Source organism: Paractinoplanes ferrugineus, from assembly GCF_016862195.1.
Lineage (GTDB): Bacteria > Actinomycetota > Actinomycetes > Mycobacteriales > Micromonosporaceae > Actinoplanes > Actinoplanes ferrugineus.
Genome location: NZ_BOMM01000022.1, coordinates 250,236 through 267,123 on the forward strand (window position 1 = coordinate 250,236; position 16,888 = coordinate 267,123).

General features: G+C 71.9%; 15 protein-coding genes. 8 read left to right on the plus strand and 7 right to left on the minus strand.

Annotation, left to right across the window (positions count from 1 at the left end):
* Nucleotides 1–17: 17 nt before the first annotated feature.
* From Afe05nite_RS14795 to Afe05nite_RS14815, 5 genes are all read right to left on the minus strand, one after another.
* Nucleotides 18–1,058: a cobalamin B12-binding domain-containing protein gene (locus Afe05nite_RS14795; RefSeq protein WP_203817641.1), complete on the minus strand. Its 1,041-nt coding sequence runs from the start codon at nt 1,056–1,058 to the stop codon at nt 18–20.
* Complete coding sequence (locus Afe05nite_RS14800; RefSeq protein WP_203817642.1) at nt 1,055–2,713, minus strand: PP2C family protein-serine/threonine phosphatase; 1,659 nt, start codon at nt 2,711–2,713, stop codon at nt 1,055–1,057. The genes Afe05nite_RS14795 and Afe05nite_RS14800 overlap by 4 nt, the downstream gene beginning before the upstream one ends.
* 95 nt (nt 2,714–2,808) lie before the next feature.
* Entirely contained in the window at nt 2,809–3,579 is a 771-nt protein-coding gene (locus tag Afe05nite_RS14805; RefSeq protein WP_203817643.1) for an exodeoxyribonuclease III, read from the minus strand.
* 204 nt (nt 3,580–3,783) lie between these two features.
* The gene (locus tag Afe05nite_RS14810) at nt 3,784–6,117 is read right to left on the minus strand and encodes a putative bifunctional diguanylate cyclase/phosphodiesterase (RefSeq protein WP_203817644.1); all 2,334 of its coding nucleotides are present in this window, start codon (nt 6,115–6,117) and stop codon (nt 3,784–3,786) included.
* 32 nt (nt 6,118–6,149) lie between these two features.
* Nucleotides 6,150–7,022 (minus strand): universal stress protein, encoded by an 873-nt coding sequence (locus tag Afe05nite_RS14815; RefSeq protein ID WP_307835637.1) that lies wholly within the window; start codon nt 7,020–7,022, stop codon nt 6,150–6,152.
* A 131-nt stretch (nt 7,023–7,153) separates the two neighbouring features.
* Here Afe05nite_RS14815 and Afe05nite_RS14820 point away from each other — a divergent pair, with 131 nt between their 5' ends.
* The 3 genes from Afe05nite_RS14820 (at nt 7,154) to Afe05nite_RS14830 (ending at nt 9,652) form a co-directional block, all read left to right on the plus strand.
* Entirely contained in the window at nt 7,154–8,437 is a 1,284-nt protein-coding gene (locus Afe05nite_RS14820) for a citrate synthase (protein ID WP_203817646.1), read from the plus strand.
* Nucleotides 8,438–8,510: 73 nt separating this feature from the next.
* Nucleotides 8,511–9,203 carry a polysaccharide deacetylase family protein gene (locus Afe05nite_RS14825; protein WP_239117823.1) on the plus strand — a complete coding sequence of 231 codons (693 nt, stop codon included), beginning with the start codon at nt 8,511–8,513 and terminating at the stop codon, nt 9,201–9,203.
* A gap of 59 nt (nt 9,204–9,262) precedes the next feature.
* Nucleotides 9,263–9,652: a nuclear transport factor 2 family protein gene (locus tag Afe05nite_RS14830; RefSeq protein ID WP_239117824.1), complete on the plus strand. Its 390-nt coding sequence runs from the start codon at nt 9,263–9,265 to the stop codon at nt 9,650–9,652.
* Nucleotides 9,653–9,908: 256 nt separating this feature from the next.
* Here Afe05nite_RS14830 and Afe05nite_RS14835 read toward each other — a convergent pair whose 3' ends face one another.
* Entirely contained in the window at nt 9,909–11,120 is a 1,212-nt protein-coding gene (locus tag Afe05nite_RS14835) for a glycosyltransferase (protein WP_239117825.1), read from the minus strand.
* Between the two features lie 57 nt (nt 11,121–11,177).
* Here Afe05nite_RS14835 and Afe05nite_RS14840 point away from each other — a divergent pair, with 57 nt between their 5' ends.
* Nucleotides 11,178–11,486, plus strand: a complete 309-nt coding sequence (locus tag Afe05nite_RS14840; RefSeq protein WP_203817649.1) for an ArsR/SmtB family transcription factor — start codon at nt 11,178–11,180, stop codon at nt 11,484–11,486.
* On the plus strand, nt 11,483–11,983 hold the full coding sequence (locus Afe05nite_RS14845; protein ID WP_203817650.1) for an SRPBCC family protein: 501 nt from the start codon (nt 11,483–11,485) through the stop codon (nt 11,981–11,983). The genes Afe05nite_RS14840 and Afe05nite_RS14845 overlap by 4 nt, the downstream gene beginning before the upstream one ends.
* Here Afe05nite_RS14845 and Afe05nite_RS14850 read toward each other — a convergent pair.
* Complete coding sequence (locus Afe05nite_RS14850; protein ID WP_203817651.1) at nt 11,973–12,431, minus strand: hypothetical protein; 459 nt, start codon at nt 12,429–12,431, stop codon at nt 11,973–11,975. The genes Afe05nite_RS14845 and Afe05nite_RS14850 overlap by 11 nt on opposite strands.
* 593 nt (nt 12,432–13,024) lie before the next feature.
* Here Afe05nite_RS14850 and Afe05nite_RS14855 point away from each other — a divergent pair.
* From Afe05nite_RS14855 to Afe05nite_RS14865, 3 genes are read left to right on the plus strand one after another with little or no spacing between them, the layout of a single operon-like run.
* Nucleotides 13,025–13,747 carry a histidine phosphatase family protein gene (locus Afe05nite_RS14855; RefSeq protein WP_203817652.1) on the plus strand — a complete coding sequence of 241 codons (723 nt, stop codon included), beginning with the start codon at nt 13,025–13,027 and terminating at the stop codon, nt 13,745–13,747.
* Nucleotides 13,731–14,579 carry an NAD(P)H-hydrate dehydratase gene (locus tag Afe05nite_RS14860; RefSeq protein ID WP_203817653.1) on the plus strand — a complete coding sequence of 283 codons (849 nt, stop codon included), beginning with the start codon at nt 13,731–13,733 and terminating at the stop codon, nt 14,577–14,579. The genes Afe05nite_RS14855 and Afe05nite_RS14860 overlap by 17 nt, the downstream gene beginning before the upstream one ends.
* 43 nt (nt 14,580–14,622) lie before the next feature.
* Nucleotides 14,623–16,887, plus strand: a complete 2,265-nt coding sequence (locus Afe05nite_RS14865) for a putative bifunctional diguanylate cyclase/phosphodiesterase (protein WP_239117826.1) — start codon at nt 14,623–14,625, stop codon at nt 16,885–16,887.
* Nucleotide 16,888 lies beyond the last annotated feature (1 nt).

Here is a 16,888-nt window from a genome sequence, read left to right on the forward strand (position 1 = left end):
CGACCCCGCGCGGCGGATCAGCCGGCCGGCTCGAGGCGGGCCAGTCCGGCCCGCAGAAGATCGGCGGCCCGGGGGTAGTCGCGCAGTTGGGCGCGGACCATCTCGAGACCGGCTCGCAGGGCGGGCGCCGGGACGTTTCTGGCTTGCAGGACGGACGCCGTCCACTCGATGAAGTCGGTGAAGATCCGGGGCTCGTCGACATAGAGGGCGGAGGCCAGGAAGTCGACGATGTGGCCCATGTCCTCCGAGGTGGAGTCCATCTGCCGGTCGTCGTAGCGGGTCAGCGCCGGATATCGCTCGGCCAGGGCGCGCATGGCTGCCGCGATCAGGTCCGGGCGGTGCCGGACCACGTGGGTGTATTCGTCGTTGCCCAGGTAGGCGTGGACCTGCGGGTCGCGCGCGGGAGGCGGCCAGGCCGAGGCCAGGCGGCGCACCGCTTCCTCGGCGCCGGCGGCCCAGGCGTCGGCGCCCAGCAGCTGGGCGTACCGGCCGCCGGGGCCGAACCCGCGGCCACCCGCGATCACCGGGACGCCGGCCGAGCGGCAGGCGGTGATCGCGGCGTGGGCCCGGGGGAGGCGAGTGGCGATCATGCAGCTCAGCGCGACCGCGTCGGGGCCGGTCTGGTGCAGATGGGTGACCAGGTGCGGGCCGGGAACGGACGGACCGAGGAAGTCGACGCGCCAGCCGTCCAGGCGGAGCATCTCGGCCAGGATCCGCACCGGCAGGGCGTGCCACTCGCCGTCCACGCAGGCCACCGTGATGCGGCCGCGGGACGGGCGCACCACGAACCGGCCGGCAAGGGCGGCCAGGGCACGTTCGGAGGTGGCGGTGGCGGCGTGCTCGCGGGCCACCGTCCACTCGTTGGCCGCCCACAGCTCGCCGACCCGGGACTGGGTGGGGCCGATCAACTCCAGCATGATCCGCTGCGGGGGTACGCCGCTGTCGGCCAGGGCGTTGATCACTTCCACCGCCGCGTACTCGTCCCCGTCGCCGACCAGGCGCAGAAAACGGTCGGCCACGGCGGGATCGAGCGGCGGGGTGGGGGCGACGACCGTCATGAGCGCTGGCGGACCCGGCGGCTGTTGAGGGCGAAGGACGACTGGCCGCCGTCGCGCAGGCTCAGCGCGGTGCGGACGGGGGAACGCACCGCGAGCATCGCGATGTCGTCGCGGACGCCGCCGTGCACCCAGTCGGAGACGAGCTGGCGGATGCGCTCGACGGTGGCGGTGGTCGGCAGACCCCGGCAGGTGGCCAGGGCCGACCGCAGGCGTTCCTCGCCGTATTGCTCGGTGCCGGTGGGTCCGCCCCGTGCCTCGGTGAGGCCGTCGCTGAAGAGCAGGCACAGCTCGCCCGGGGCCAACTCGACCTCGGCCGGGCGGACGACCGTGTCGGGCACGGCACCGATCAGTGTGCCGCTTACCGGAACCTCCTCGACCGTGCCGTCACCGCGCAGGATCAGCGGTGGCGGGTGGCCGCCGGTGGCCAGGGTGAGGTGCACGCGACCGTGCTCGGCGCGGCGCAGCGCGCCGACCACCAGGGTGACGAACCGGCGCCGGCCGCCGGAGTCGAGCAGGGCCTGGTTGAGCACCTGCAGCATCTCGGTCGGCCGGGCGTCGACCAGGTGCAGGGCGCGCAGCGTCTGGCGGACCTTGCCGGTGAGCACGGCGGCCTCGGGGCCGGTGCCGCACACGTCGCCGAGAGCGAGGACCGTGTCGCCGCCGGGGTGGCTGGGGGCGAACACGTCGTAGAAGTCGCCGCCGATGCGCAACGCGTCGTGGGCGGCCTGGTAGGAGCCGACCAGCTCGACGCCGTCGGGCTGGACGAGCTCCGGCGGCAGGAGGTCGGCCTGCAGGATGGCGGTCGTGTCGACCTGCTCGCGATAGAGGGCGGCGGCGGCGATGGCGGCACCGGCGCGGGCGGCGAAGATGCGGGCCAGCATCTCGTCGTCGGGCCGGAACCCGCCGTCGCGCCGGGCCAGGATCAGGGCGCCGGCCGGGGCGGCGTTGCCGGGCAGCGGGGTGACCAGGAGCCCGCCGATCCGGTCGAGGCCCAGCCATGCCGGGGCCTGTGCGGCGTCGAGCCAGCGGCTGGGGATGGGCGGGAAGCCGCTGAGCACCTCGACCAGGCCGGGCACCTCGGCCAGCCGGCTCTGCGGCAGCGAGCCCTCGGCGGCGGGGGAACCGCCGCTGAGCCGGATCCAGGAGCTGCGGCGGTTTTCCGGCGGCAGCACCACCACAGCCGCGTCGGCCAGGTGGGCGACCGCCAGCTCGACCGTGGTGCGCAGGCAGCGGCCCAGATGCAGGGAGGCGGAGAGGCGGCGGCCGGCCTCGGCCAGGAACGACGCGCGGGCGCGCTCGGCGGCCAGCGCGGCGGCGCGGTTGACCTCTTCGGTGCGATCGCGCAAATACCACGCGTAGTGACCGGCGTCGAGCGCTCGTCGCCGGCCGGCCAGTCGCCGGCCCGCGTAGTCGTCGGTGAAGGTGTCGGTGCCGGCGGCCGTCGCGTCGTTGAGGCCGGGCAGCGGGCAGGGAGCGCCCGGCGTCAGGCCCGGGACGAGTCTCGCCGCGGCCTTGTTGACGAGCAGGATCGTGTCGTCGGCGGCGGCGCAGAGCAGGACCGCCTCATCGGCGGCGTCGAGCGCGGCCCGCAGCAGGGCCGGGGCCGGACCGTCGACGCGCACGTCGCCGGTGAGAGTCGGGGATTGCCCGGACATGAACTCTCCTTCCGCTCGTCCGCCATCCGATCTGTGGCCTCACTCTAGTGCGTCGGGGCCGGTCGGGCTCGGCACGGCTCGGCCGCCATCGATGATCAGCCGTCGATGTCGACCAGGATCGGGGCGTGGTCGGAGGGACCCTTTCCCTTGCGGGCCTCCCGGTCCACCACGGCATCGGTCACCCGGTCGGCCACCGACGAGGTCGCCAGGACCAGATCGATCCGCATGCCGAGATTCTTGTGGAACATCCCGGCGCGATAGTCCCAGTAGGTGAACGGATGATCACCCTTCATCGGCCGGGCCGGGATGTCGCGCAGGCCGGCCTCGGCGAGCGCGGCGACGGCGGCCCGTTCCGGCGGCGTGACGTGGGTGGCATGGGCGAAGACGGCCGGGTCCCAGACGTCCGCGTCGGTCGGCGCCACGTTGAAGTCGCCGGCGACGACCGTCGGGCCGGCCGCGAGGTCCACCTCCAGGGCCGTGCGCAATGCCGCTAGCCAGGCGAGTTTGTACTGATAGTGCGGGTCGTCGGGGGTGCGCCCGTTGGGCACGTAGACCGACATGAAGCGGATATCGCCGCAGACGGCACTCACGGCCCGCGCCTCGGCGTCCGGAAAACCAGGTTCGCCGGCGAACCCACGGCGTACGTCGGAGAGCCCGACCCGGGACAGCAGGGCCACCCCGTTCCAGCGGCCCTGCCCGTGGTCGGCCACCTCGTAGCCCAGCTCGGCGACCTCGGTCGGGAAACCGCCGGCCGCCACCTTGGTCTCCTGCAGGCAGACCACGTCCGGCTTCTTGAGCTCCAGCCATTCGAGCAACCGGGGCAGCCGGGCCTTGACCGAGTTGACGTTCCAGGTGGCGAAGCGCATCACCCAAGCATGCCGGACAGGCCGCGAAGAGGCTCAGCGCACCGCCGCGGCCAGCGCGGCGGCCAGCCCCAGGGTGAGCGCGACCAACATCGTTGCCATGCCTGTCATGGGTCGCCTCCCCGGCACTAGGTGTGACCGTCGTTACCTCAGGGGAGAAATGATGCCCGAGTCCGACGCCCACTGCCAAGGGCCGTTGGACAGGTTTCACCGATGCCGCTCGGTGCTCCCCGCGGCTGTCTGGGCCGCCGTGAGCTGACCGGCCGTGAGCTGACCGGCCGTGAGCTGACCGGCCGCGATCTGGGCCGCGGCGATCTGGGCCGCCGCGCCGCCGGCGTGCCAGGCGGTGGCGAAGTCGGCCGGGGCCACCGCCGGGCCCCACAACCAGCCCTGCCCGATGGTGACGCCGAACGAGGCCAGGGTGTCGCGTTGGGGGCGCGTCTCCACCCCCTCGGCGATCACGCTGAGACGCAGTGCCTGACTCATCGCGACGATCGCGCGGACGATCTCGCCGGCCTCCTCGTCGGCGCCGAGGCCGATCACGAACGAGCGGTCGATCTTGACGCCGGTGACCGGGAAGCGGCGCAGGTAACCGAGACCGGAGAAGCCCGTACCGAAATCGTCGATCAGAAGTTTGACGCCCAGCTCACGCAGCTCGAAGACGGTACGCGCCGAGGTGCCGGTGTTGTCCACCATCACCGACTCGGTCATCTCCAGCGCGACGCACCGGGGCGGCACCTTGAACTCCAGCAGCTCGGCCGAGACGACCAGCGGGAAGTTCGGCTCGGTGAGCTGCTTGGCGGACACGTTGATGGACAGGTAGAAGTCGTCGTCGACCGTACCGTCGGCGCGCCACGCGGAGAGCTGACGCAGCGCCTCCTGGCGCACCCAGTCGCCGAGCATGCCGATCAGGCCGGCGTCCTCGGCGATCGGCACGAACTCGGCGGGCGAGATCGGGCCGCGCTCCGGATGGGTCCAGCGGACCAGGGCCTCGGCACCGATCGCCCGGCCGGTCTCGATGTCGATCAACGGCTGGTAGGCCACCCACAGGTCGTTGTCGCCGAGCGCGCGCCGCAGCGCGACCTCCAGCTCGATGCGCTCGCGCACCTCGTCGTGCATGGAGACGTCGAAGATCGTGGTGTTGCCGGGCCCACCCGACTTGGCCTGGTACATGGCGGTGTCGGCGTCACGCATCAGCTCCTCGGGCTCGCCCTCGGGGCCGGCGTGCGCGATGCCGACCGACGCGCTGATCTTGAGCTCCACGTCGCTGACCACGAACGGCTTGTCGAAGCAGGCGCGTACGTCGTCGACCAGCCGGTCCGCGACGGCCCGGTCGCCGACCGCGGTGACCAGGAACTCGTCGCCGCCGAGCGCGGCCACCGGCACCTCGTCGTGGACGCACGCGCGCAGCCGCTCGCCGACCTCGATGACGAGCCGGTCGCCGGTGTCGTGGCCCCAGGAGTCGTTGACGTATTTGAAGCCGTCCAGGCCGAGCACGATCACCCAGGTCGACTCGGGGCCGCCGGTCGGCGTCTTGCCGAGCAGCCGGTGGATGCTGGTGGCGATCATGCGGCGGTTGGGCAGGCCGGTGAGCGCGTCGTGGGTGGCCTGGTGCTCGGCGAGACGCTGGGCGGCGGCCTGGGCGCGGACGGCGGCGATGGCGCGGATCAGCAACAGGGCGACGATCAGCGCGCCGACCACAGCGATCGCGATCCGGTGGCCGGTGCTGTCGCCGATCGTCACGAGCAGCAGGAACGGGGTCGCCAGGGCCGGGATCAGCAGCACCATGCGGCGTCCCGACCAGGCCGGGACCGGCGGCCGGTCGGGCCGGCCCATCTCCGGCGCGGAGGGATGGATGGGGGTCACCCCGAAGGCTGTGTACGCGAGCAGGAGCGGCGCGTCGAGCAGGGGACTCGTGTACAGCAGGCCCTGCGCGCCGATGATCGCGTAGCCGAGGTCGCCGACGAACAGCAGCGCCATCGCGATCACCATCGAGATCAGGCTGGGCGGCCAGCTGCGCGCGGTGAACGTCAGGCTCAGCACCAGCATCAGCAGGATCACGTCGAACAGCGGGTACAGCCCGGCGAGCGCGGACACGAGGTCGGGCCGGTCCGCTACGTTCACCGCCGGCACCGCGAGCAGCAGGGTGCTGGCCAGGCCGCCGGCCAGACAGACGATCATGCCGTCGAGAATCGTGTGCCGCTCGAGGCTCTGCCGCGCTCGCAGGAGATCGACGAAGAACGCGGAGAAGAGCACGTACCCGGGGATCGTGCAGCAGTCGGCGAGCAGGGGCAGCCCCGCCTCGGTGACGAACGGCCGGATGACGATGCCGACGAGGAAGATGATCCCGGCGCAGCCGACCAGGTTCCAGGCACGGCGAGGCTGGGCCCCGGTACGCCGTGGCCCCGCGAAACACGCCCAGATCGTGTTGCCCCCGATCACCAGCGTGCACGCGGCGTTGAGCGCGGGGTGGAGGTTCAGGAGGTACACGATCGTCGCCAGCACCCCGGTCAGGGCGAGGAGACGCCATCTTTCGGTCATCAACCGTCGTATCGGCTCTTTTGCCAGTCGCGTTAGCGAGCCAGCGCCCCGGAGCTCCCGGAGGGCGTCCGCTGGGCTGGTATCGCTCGGCCGTGCACGAAGATAGCCGGACAAGCGGCTCGATGCATCACCTCGCGAGCGACCGATCCGAGCAAGCCGGTGCCGCGGGTGCCCCGGGGGCCGATCACGAGCACCCGCGCGTGCGCGCCGGCGTGCACCAGGGTGGGCCCGGGCGCGCCGGCCAGCACCAGGGTGCGCACCCGGCCCAGCTCGGGCACGGCGGCGATCGACGCGGCCAGGACCCGATGGCCCTCCTCCTCGTGCCGGCCGGCGAATTCCCGCACCACGTGCACCACCTCCACCCCGACCCGCCGGCGCCGGCTCTCGGCGGCCGCGTACCGCAGGGCGAGCAGGCCGCTCGCCGAGCCGTCGACCGCCACCATCAGCGCACCGGCCGGCGTACGCGGCCCGTGCGTCACCATGACCGGACACCAGGAGTGACCGACCGTCAGCGGCAGGACCGACGACAGCGGCAGCGACGGCGCTGTCGCGAGATCGTCACCGGCCAGCACGAGCAGCGCGGACGTGCGGCTCAGCCGGACCAGCACGCGATCGGGCGGTCCGTCCACCAGTTGCCCTGCGACCCGGACCCGAGGTGTGGAACGCTTGGCGGAGGCGACCGCCTCTTCGACCACCCGCGAGGCGGCCCGGCGGGCGTCCTCGTAGTCCTCGCTCGCGCCCGGGTTAGGCCAGGTGAAAGCGTGAATCACTCGGAGCTGACAGTCCCGCGAGACAGCCTCTCGCGCGGCCAGTCGCGCGGCGGCCAGGCCGGCCGACGTGCCGCTCACGCCTACCACCACAGGGTTCCGCATCGAGGTTCGCCTCCGCTGTCGGCTGTGCATCATTATCTATGCAAGAGCGCCACTCTTCGTGATCAATCCCTCAGCGGGTGGCCACCTGATGACCCATTCAGGTTGAGGGTTTACGGTGAACGACAAATTCTTGTGGACATCTGCCTGTGAAGTGAGGGAAATACATGACGGATGTCAAGCTCGACCACCCCGGTGGCCAGTTGTCGATGCCGGTTCGCGAGGCCGTCGAGGGTCCGGGCGGCATCGACGTCAGTGCCCTACGCAAGGAGACCGGCTACGTAACCCTCGATCAGGGTTTCGTGAACACGGCGTCGACCACCTCGACGATCACCTACATCGACGGTGATGCCGGCATTCTGCGTTATCGCGGTTATCCGATCGAGCAGCTCGCCGAGAAGTCGACGTTCCTCGAGGTTTCCTACCTCTTGATGCACGACGCACTTCCGACGCCGGCGCAGCTGAAAGATTTCGCCGACAAGATTCGCGTGCACACGCTGCTGCAGGAGGAGATGCGCTCCTTCTTCTCCGGCTTCCCGCGTGACGCGCACCCGATGGCCGTGCTGTCCTCGGCGGTCACCGCGCTGTCGACGTTCTACCAGGACGCCCTCGACCCGCTCGACCCCGAGCAGGTCGACATCTCCGCGATCCGGCTGATGGCGAAGCTTCCGACGATCGCGGCGTACGCCTACAAGAAGAGCATCGGGCACCCGCTGCCGTACCCCGACAACTCGCTCGACTACGTCGAGAACTTCCTGCGTATGACGTTCGGGCTGCCCACCGTTCAGTACGACGTGGACCCGAAGGTCGCCAAGATCCTCGACATGCTCTTCATCCTGCACGCCGACCACGAGCAGAACTGCTCCACGTCGACCGTGCGGCTGGTCGGCTCCTCGCAGGCCAACCTGTTCTCGTCGGTCTCGGCGGGGATCGCCGCACTCTCCGGCCCGCTGCACGGCGGGGCCAACGCGGCCGTCCTGGAAATGCTGGAGCAGATCCGCAAGGACGGCGGCGACGTCGCCTCGTTCGTCACCCGGGTGAAGAACAAGGAAAAAGGCGTCAAGCTGATGGGCTTCGGCCACCGGGTCTACAAGAACTACGACCCGCGCGCCGCCATCGTCAAGAAGGCCGCCCAGGAGATGCTCAACACCCTGGACAAGCCCGACCCGCTGCTCGAACTCGCGTTCCAGCTCGAGGAAATCGCGCTCAGCGACGACTACTTCGTCTCGCGCAAGCTCTACCCGAACGTCGATTTCTACACCGGTTTGATCTACAAGGCGATGAACTTCCCGACCAAGATGTTCACGGTCCTCTTCGCCATCGGCCGGCTGCCCGGCTGGATCGCGCAGTGGACCGAGATGATGAACGACCCGGCCAGCAAGATCGGTCGCCCGCGTCAGCTTTACACCGGTTTTCCGGAGCGCGAGTTCGTCCCGATCGACAAGCGCTGATCAATGTGGTTGCGCCCCGCCGGTTCGCTTCCGGCGGGGCGTTTTTTTATTTGGTACGGCCTACGCTCGGTCCATGACCACGGCCTTGGCCGCACTCCGCCGATCAGTCATCGACGCCGCCCTTGAGTGGCGCGAGCCGGCCGCGCGCATGCTCGCCCGGCTCCTCCCGGCCGACGTCCTGTGGTTTGTGGACACCCCGGCACCGGTGTTCGGGCTCACCTTCGACGACGGGCCCGCGCCGGAAACCACGCCCCGCCTGCTCGACGTGCTCGCGCGGCACTCGGCCAGAGCCACCTTCTTCCTGATCGGGGAGCGCGTCCGGGCCCACCCCGAACTGGTCGCCGCGATCGCCGACGCCGGTCACGAGCTCGCCAACCACCTGATGCGCGACGAACGCTCGGCGCTGGTGCCCGACTCCCGGTTCCGGCGCGAACTGGCCGAAGTCACCGGGCTGCTCACCCCGTACGGTCCGGTGAAGTGGTTCCGGCCCGGCTCCGGGGTGTTCACGCCACGGATGCTGCGTTCGGCCGCCGAACAGCATCTGCACGCGGTGCTCGGCACCCTCGTCGCCGCCAACCGGGGCGGGCCGGCCGACGCGCGCATCGCCGGGGAGTTGGCCGCCGGCATCCGGCCCGGCTCGATCGTGGTGCTGCACGAGGGAACGCCCGCCCGCGGCGGCGTCGCCGAGACCACCGACGAGCTGCTGGCGACGATGTCACGGCGCGGGCTGTCCGCCGTCACCGTCTCGGAACTGACGGCCCGCTGACCGGCCGGATGCCGGGTTGCGGTGGGAGCGGCCCCGCCCGTACTCGTAAAGTTCCGTTCGTGACGCACGCAGACGAACCTGAAACGCATCCCTTCCGCGCCGCGGTCGAGGCCGGCGACATCGACGCCGCCGTCGGGCTGCTCGCCGACGACGTGGTGTTCCACAGCCCGGTCGCGTTCAAGCCCTACCGGGGGCGCGAGATGGTGAGCACGATCCTGCGTACCGTCATCACCGTCTTCGAGGATTTCCGATACGTACGCGAGATCGGCGCCGCCGACGACCACGCGCTCGTCTTCGAGGCCCGCATCGGCGACCGCGAGCTGACCGGCTGCGACTTCATCCACCTGAACGCCGCCGGCAAGATCGACGACTTCATGGTCATGATCCGCCCCTTGCGCGGCGTCCAGGCCCTGGCCGAAGCGATGGCGTCCCGTCTGCCCGGCGCCTGACCTTGTTGGGGCTGTTCGTTCCGGTGCAGTCCGCTGCATGGGGGGCGAGCGGCTCGGTTTGCGGTGCTCGAACATCGGCCTCCCCTGAAGGGGGCCGCGCTCTCACCTGTCGGCCGGGCCTTCCACGGGCTGTACTTGATCATCGAGGGCAGCCCGGCAATCGGTGCACATCGGTGGCGACGAGACGACAGTTGGTCGGCGGAGCACCCTCGCCGGTTCGTGGGCGCTGCGCGGGTGGGTGAGCGGGCCGCGAAGGCTAGGCGATCCAGTTGATGACGGGGGTGGCGCCGTTCTCGGTGCGGAGGCGGCTGGACAAGGCCTGGGCGCGGGCGGCGTAGTGCGGATTGGTGGTCACTTCGCGCAGGGCGGCGGCCAAGGCGTCGGTGGTCAGCCGGACGGGGGGCGGGGCGGCGCCCAGGCGGTGCAGTCGGCGGGCCCAGAACGGCTGGTCGGCCAGGCGGGGGACGGCGATCGCGGGGACGCCGGCGCGCAGGCCGGCGGCGGTGGTGCCGGCGCCGCAATGGTGCACTACGGCGGACATGTGCGGGAACAGGGTGTGGTGCGGAGTTTCGCCGATGCTCAGCAGGTCGTCGCTGTCCGTGGCGGCCATGCCGGACCAGCCGGCTTGCAGGACAGCTCGGACGCCGGCTCGGCGGGTGGCGCGGACCACGGTCTCGGCCAGTTCGGGGCCGCGGCCGGGGGCCATGCTGCCGAAGCCGATGAACACCGGTTTTCCGGCGGCCAGAAATGCCTCGAGGCGCGGCGCCAGGATCGGTGCGGCGGCTGGTTCGGGCCACCAGTAGCCGGTGACCCGCAGCGAAGGGTGCCAGTCGGTGGGGCGGGGCACGACCGCGGGGCTGTAGCCGTGGAAGGTCGGCTCGGCGAACTCCTGGCGGGACCGTAGCTCGGTCAGTGACGTGTGTGGCAGCTTCAACTCGCGGCGCAGCTGGTGGATCGTCTGCGCGTACAGCCGTTCGGTCACGCGGAAGGTCAGCCGGCTGACTGCCAGGTTGCCGAGCGGGCCGAACGAGCGGCCGCCGGTGAGCATCGGGCCGAGTTCGCGGGACGGGTGCACCGGCTGCAGGAACACGCCCGCCCGGCGCAGGCCGAAGGCGTCGGCCACCTGGTAGCCCAGCGGGGCCACCAGGGTGGACAGCAGCATGACGTCGGGGCGGGCTTCGTCGACCGCTTCGACCAGGCCGGCGCCGAGTTCGGCGACGAGTGTGCGGGCCAGGGTGAGCATCCTGGCCAGCGCGCGCGGGCCACCGCCGTCGAGGGTCTGTTCGAGCGCGAGGCGCAGGTCGCCGGGCAGCGGCACGAACGGGAAGCCGAGCGCGCCGATCAGGGCGCGGAACGGCTCGTGGGTCGCGATCGTCACGTCGTGCCCGGCGTCGCGGATCCGGGCGGCCAGGCCGGTGTAGGGGGCCACGTCGCCCATCGAACCGGACGTGACGATCAGAACTCGCACCTCCCGATCCTTGCACATGCCTTGACGGTTATATAACTGGCCGGGCACGATGGGGCGATGGACGCCCTCACCGCCATCGCCGAGCCGACCCGGCGTCGCATCGTCGAGCGTCTGCGGGTCACGCCCAGCAGCGTCGGCGATCTGGTGGCGGCGCTCGGCATGAGCCAGCCCGCGGTCTCGAAACACCTGCGGGTGCTGCGCGAGGCCGGGGTGGTCACCGCCGAGACACGGGCCCAGCAGCGCATCTATCGGCTCGAGCCGGGTCCGTTCCGGGAGCTCGACGCCTGGCTGGCGCCCTACCGCCAGATGTGGACGACGCACCTGGCCGCCCTCGAACGACACCTCAAGACCAAGGATCAGGGATGAAGACGTACGACGCTCGGCTCGTCGCCGATGACCCGCACTGGACACTGATCTTCGTCCGGGAGCTCGACCACCCACCCGAGCAGGTCTGGAGCGCGCTCACCGAGCCCGGCGAGCTCGACCAGTGGGCCCCTTTCGCGACCGAGGAGCCGCTCACGGCGCCGGGGCGCACCACGCTGACGATGGTCGACGGAGATGAGCGTACGGATCTGCCCGCCACCGTCACCCGGGTCGTCCGGCCGTCGCTGCTGGAGTACAGCTGGGGTGACGACGTGCTGCGGTGGGAGCTCGAACCGAGCGGCCACGGCACCCGGCTCACGTTGCGGCACACCCTTGCCCAGTCCGGCATGGCGGCCATGGTGGCGGCCGGCTGGCACCTGTGCACCGACGTGCTGAGCCGGCTGCTCGACGGCAACCCGGTCGGCGTCATCCGCGGCCGGGACGCGATGGATCACGGCTGGGCGGAGCTGCGTTCGGCGTACGCGTCGGTTATTGGTTGAAAACGCCGGTGGCCGGCAGGCCGCAGGCGCGCTGAGCCTGCCGGGCGTGACCGTTCACCGAGGCCGCGACCATGATCAGCTCGGCGAAGCCGCCGTCCATCGCGCCGTTGTCGGTGGTCGCCGACGAGTCGAGCAGGTCGGCCAGATTGTCGACGTCGTCGGCCAGGCCGTCGACCGCCTTGCGCAGACTCGTGTCGAACACCAGCAGGCGGGCCCGGTTGCGCAGCTGATCGGCCACGTGCCGCAGGTCGGCGATGTCGCCCCGGTCGAGACCCTCGGACGACGACCCCGACGACCCGCTGTCGCTCAGCTTCTCGTCCTCGATCGACGCGCAGATCGAGTGCTCGGCCCACGCGTTGACCCCCGCCGTGCCGCCGACGAGCGCCACCACCAGCGCCGCGACGAGCCCGATGAGCAGTTTCCTGGTCGGCCCGCGACGCGCCGGCACCGCCCCGAATCCCGCCGGCGGCGGATAGGCCGACGGCCACGGCGGCACCGGCCCCGCCGTCCCGCCCGACGGTGCCCATCCCGGCGGCATCGCACCCGGTCCGCCCGGCGGCATCGCACCCGGTCCGCTCGCGGGTGGAGCCCAGCCGGCCGAAGTGGGGGCTCCCGGCGCGGCCCACTCGCTCGGCGCGGGCGGCGACTGGCTTCCGGGTGCGGCCCACTCAGCGGAGGCGGGCGGTGGGTGGCCCGGTGGGGCGACCCGACCGGGGGTGTCGGAAGCCGGCGAGGCCCAGCCGGGGTTTTCCGGTGCCGGCCACCCGGTCGCATCGCGCGGAGGCAGGCCGGATGGCGTGGACCCGCCGGCGTCGTGCGCGGCCTGGCCGGACCAGGCGGGCGGGTCGGGCGGAGGCCGGCCGGACCAGGCATCGGGGTCGGCCGGTGGGGGAGCGGGGTGCGGAGTGCCCGGCGGCGCCCAGGGCTGCTCGGGTTGCATCCGGTACCTCCCAGTGCGTCGGCCGGTCGTGATTCGGTTCGGCAGGGTGGTCGGCGAACTGAGCGTCATTAATCCGGATCGGGCGGGGTATGGCACCTGCCATGACTGAGCAGTTCACCTGGCTGGCCGTGGTGCGGCACGGACAGAGCACCGGCAACGTGGCGGCCGAGCGGGCGGAGCGGGACGGCACCGAGGTGATCGACATCCCGGAGCGGGACGCCGACGTGCCGCTGTCGGACACCGGCCGGGAGCAGGCCCGCGCGGTCGGGAAGTTCCTGCGGGAGGTCGACCGGCCGGACGTCGTCGTGGTGTCGCCCTATCTGCGTACCCGGCAGACGGCCGAGCTGGCCCTCGACGGTCTCGGGGTAGCCGTCAAGATCGACGAACGGCTGCGTGACCGCGAGCTCGGCGTGCTCGACCTGCTCACCAACGCCGGAGTGCACGCGCGCCAGCCCGAGGAGGCGGCGCGGCGGGCGCGGCTCGGCAAGTACTACTACCGGCCGCCGGGCGGGGAGAGCTGGGCGGACGTGCTGTTGCGCCTGCGCGGCCTGCTGCGGGAGCTGGCCGAGGACCACCCGGGCGGCCGGGTGCTGCTGTTCGCCCACGAGGCCACCGTGCTGCTCGTGCGCGCGCTTGCCGAAGGGCTCGACGAGCCGGAGCTGATGGCGATCGCCCACCGCACCGCGGTGGCGAACTGCTCGGTCAGCTCGTGGCGGCGCGACGGCGACGTGCTGGTGGCGGAGCGGTTCAACTCGACGGATCACCTGGAGCGCCACGACGCGCCCGCGACCGAGCAGGAGGAAGTTCATGCCGAGCCGGCTTGAGGAGAAGGTCGTCACGCCGCAGGTGCTGCGCGAGTGGGCGCTGCCCGACCCGCAGGGTGACAAGAAGGCGCGCGGGACCGTGCTCGTCGTGGGTGGCTCCCGCTTCAACCCGGGTGCGGCGCTGCTCGCCGGGGTGGCCGCGCTGCGGGCCGGCGCGGGCCGGCTTCAGCTGGCGGTGGCGGCCGACGCGGCGGTGCCGCTGAGCATCGCGGTTCCCGAGGCGAAGGTCATCGGGCTGCCGGACGACGACGATCGGGTGCCGGACGAGCTGCTGGAGCTGGCGGCCGACGCCGACGTGATCGCGATCGGGCCGGGACTCGACGACATCGGGCACACGACGGTGCTGATGCGGGAAACGCTGGGTGCGGCGGCCGCGGGTGCGGGAGTGGTGCTTGACGCGTACGCGTTGGGCGCGCTCAGCAAGGACGCGTCGCTGCTGCCGCAGAAGCGCGCCGTGCTCACCCCGAACATCACCGAAGCCGAGCACCTGCTCGGCCGTGACCCCGGCGGCGACCTCGCCGCCGCGGCCCGTGACCTGGCCGAGCGCTACCACGCGGTGGTCTCGCTCTACGGCCACATCGCGGAGCCGGGCGGCGGTGCCTGGCGGGAGGAGAGCGCCGACGCCGGTCTTGGCACGTCGGGCAGCGGGGACGCGCGGGCCGGGATCGTGGCCGGACTGCTGGGCCGGGGCGCCGACCCGGCCCAGGCGGCCTGCTGGGCGGCGTTCGCGCACGCGGTGAGCGGGCAACGGCTGGCGCCGAAGTGGGGCCGCACCGGGTTCATGGCACGCGAGTTGGTCGACGAGGTCGCCTACACGATCGCAACGGTCTGAGGCTTCCCCTCAGATCCGGGGCGAACAGGCCGAAATTCCCGAGGTGCCGCGCAAGCTGACCTCCCTGTCCGTCTCGGCGATCGCCCTGGCGCTGGGCGCCGCGTGGCTGGTCGTCGGACTGTTCCACGAGTGGTCGCACCCGGTGCTCGGCTGGCTCCCGTTGCCGGTCGCCGCCATCCTCGCCGGGCACGCCTGCTGGACCGTCAGCCGCCGCCCCGACCTGGACGCGAGCACCCGCCGCTTCTGGCTTCACCTGACCATCGCGTGCGGGCTGTTCGCGGCCGGGATCGTGGCGAACGCCGCCGACGCCACCGCCGGTCCCGTGCCGTCGCAGCGGGTCGGGCCGGTCACGCTGGTGTTCTACCTGGCCGTACTCGTGCTGGTGATGTGGGGTCTGTTGCGTCTGCCCTCGTGGCAGCGCAGTCGCATCGACTGGCTCCGGTTCGGCATCGACGCGTGCGTCGTGCTGATCACGGTCGCATCGTTCATCTGGCGGTTCTCGCTGCGCGACCACCAGACGTGGGAGAAGCAGACCGGTTCGGCCGGCGCGATGCTGGCGATCGGCCTGCTGACCGCGCTGTCCATGGTCACGTTCATGAAGGTGGCGTTCGCCGGCGCCGGCCGGCTGGACCGGCGGGCCACCTACATCCTCGCGATCGGCGCCGCGACCGCCGCGATCTTCGGTGGGCTGTCGCCGTTCCTGATCAGCCGGCCCTACCTGTCGACCAGCCTGGTCTCGGTGCCGGTCGCCGCGTTCGCCATCCACCTGGCCGCGGTCAGCCAGTGGCGGGCCGGCAACGCGCCGCCCAAGGACCGCCGCCGGACCCGGCGGATCAGCGTCGTGCCCTACCTGGGCGTGGCGATCACCGACGGACTCCTGCTGACCACCAGCACCAAGAGCCCCGGCGAGACCCGGGCGATGCAGGCGATCGTGGTCGCGCTGACCGTGCTGGCGGTGACCCGGCAGATCATCGCGCTCGTCGACAACAACCGCCTGATGGCGACGGTCGAGAGCCACCAGGCGGAGCTGACCCACCAGGCCACCCACGACAGCCTCACCGGTGTCGCCAACCGGGCCCACGTCGAACAGCGCCTGCGGGCCCTGCTCGACGGGCCGGACGAGTTCCACGTGATCCTGCTCGACCTGGACGACTTCAAGGTGGTCAACGACCGCCTCGGCCACCAGATCGGCGACCGGCTGATCGTCGAGACCAGCCGGCGGCTGACCGGCCTGATCGGCGCCCGGGGCATGGTGGGGCGGCTGGGCGGCGACGAGTTCGCGCTGATCCTGCCCGGCTCCGACGACCCGACCGACCTGCTCGGCGTCCTGGTCGTCGAGGTCGGGCGGCCCGCCGACCTGGCCGGCAACCTCACCTCGACCGGCGTGAGCGCGGGCGTGACCGTACGCCAGGCCGGCGACGACCCGACCGAGCTGCTGCGCCGGGCCGACGTGGCGATGTACGCCGCGAAGGCCGCCGGCGGAAGCCGGTGGCAGTGGTTCGACCCCGCCATGGACCACGCCGCCGACGAGGCCGCCCGGATGGCCGCCGAGCTGCGTCAGGCCCTGCCCCGCGGTGAGATCTTCGCCCTCTTCCAGCCGATCGTCGACCTGACCACCGGTGCCCCGACCGGCGCCGAGGTGCTGATGCGCTGGCGGCACCCCGAGCACGGCCTGATCCCGCCGGACGTGTTCATCCCGATCGCCGAGCGCACCGGCACCATCATCGAGCTGGGCCGCTGGGTGCTCGAGCAGGCCTGCCTGCAGACGGCCGACTGGGCCCGGCGGCTGGGCCCGGCGGCGCCGATGCGGATCAGCGTCAACGTCTCCGCCCGGCAGCTGGCGGACCCCGGGTTCCTGGGCACGGTCCGCGACGTCCTGGCCGCGACCGGTGCCGACCCGGCCCGCTTGATGATCGAGGTGACCGAGACGGCGGTGCTGAACACCGGCAGCGCCGCCCGGCAGCTGGCGGCGATGCGGGCCATGGGGCTGCGGGTCGCGCTCGACGACTTCGGCACCGGCCACTCGTCGCTGAGCCTGCTGATGGACCTGCCGGTCGACGTGCTCAAGGTCGACAAGTCGTTCGTGAGCGGCGACTCCGCCGAGCACGTGGGCGCGATCGTGGTGCGCAACCTGATCGGGTTCACCGACGACTTCGGCATCGACGCGGTCGCCGAGGGCGTGGAGACCGAGGCCCAGGCCGAGCGGCTGCGGGCGGCCGGCTACCACTACGCCCAGGGCTACCTGTTCGGCCGTCCGATGACGACCGCCGATTTCGAGAAGCTCTTCGTTCCGGCGAAAGTCGCCTGAG

Excerpts from the sequence above, each read along its gene's own strand:
- Afe05nite_RS14815 (WP_307835637.1), bottom strand. The coding sequence starts at position 7,022 with ATGATGCACAGCCGACAGCGGAGGCGAACCTCGATGCGGAACCCTGTG.
- Afe05nite_RS14845 (WP_203817650.1), top strand. The coding sequence starts at position 11,483 with ATGAAGACGTACGACGCTCGGCTCGTCGCCGATGACCCGCACTGGACA.
- Afe05nite_RS14810 (WP_203817644.1), bottom strand. The coding sequence starts at position 6,117 with ATGACCGAAAGATGGCGTCTCCTCGCCCTGACCGGGGTGCTGGCGACG.
- Afe05nite_RS14860 (WP_203817653.1), top strand. The coding sequence starts at position 13,731 with ATGCCGAGCCGGCTTGAGGAGAAGGTCGTCACGCCGCAGGTGCTGCGC.
- Afe05nite_RS14855 (WP_203817652.1), top strand. The coding sequence starts at position 13,025 with ATGACTGAGCAGTTCACCTGGCTGGCCGTGGTGCGGCACGGACAGAGC.
- Afe05nite_RS14820 (WP_203817646.1), top strand. The coding sequence starts at position 7,154 with ATGACGGATGTCAAGCTCGACCACCCCGGTGGCCAGTTGTCGATGCCG.
- Afe05nite_RS14805 (WP_203817643.1), bottom strand. The coding sequence starts at position 3,579 with ATGCGCTTCGCCACCTGGAACGTCAACTCGGTCAAGGCCCGGCTGCCC.
- Afe05nite_RS14825 (WP_239117823.1), top strand. The coding sequence starts at position 8,511 with ATGACCACGGCCTTGGCCGCACTCCGCCGATCAGTCATCGACGCCGCC.
- Afe05nite_RS14795 (WP_203817641.1), bottom strand. The coding sequence starts at position 1,058 with ATGACGGTCGTCGCCCCCACCCCGCCGCTCGATCCCGCCGTGGCCGAC.
- Afe05nite_RS14840 (WP_203817649.1), top strand. The coding sequence starts at position 11,178 with ATGGACGCCCTCACCGCCATCGCCGAGCCGACCCGGCGTCGCATCGTC.
- Afe05nite_RS14800 (WP_203817642.1), bottom strand. The coding sequence starts at position 2,713 with ATGTCCGGGCAATCCCCGACTCTCACCGGCGACGTGCGCGTCGACGGT.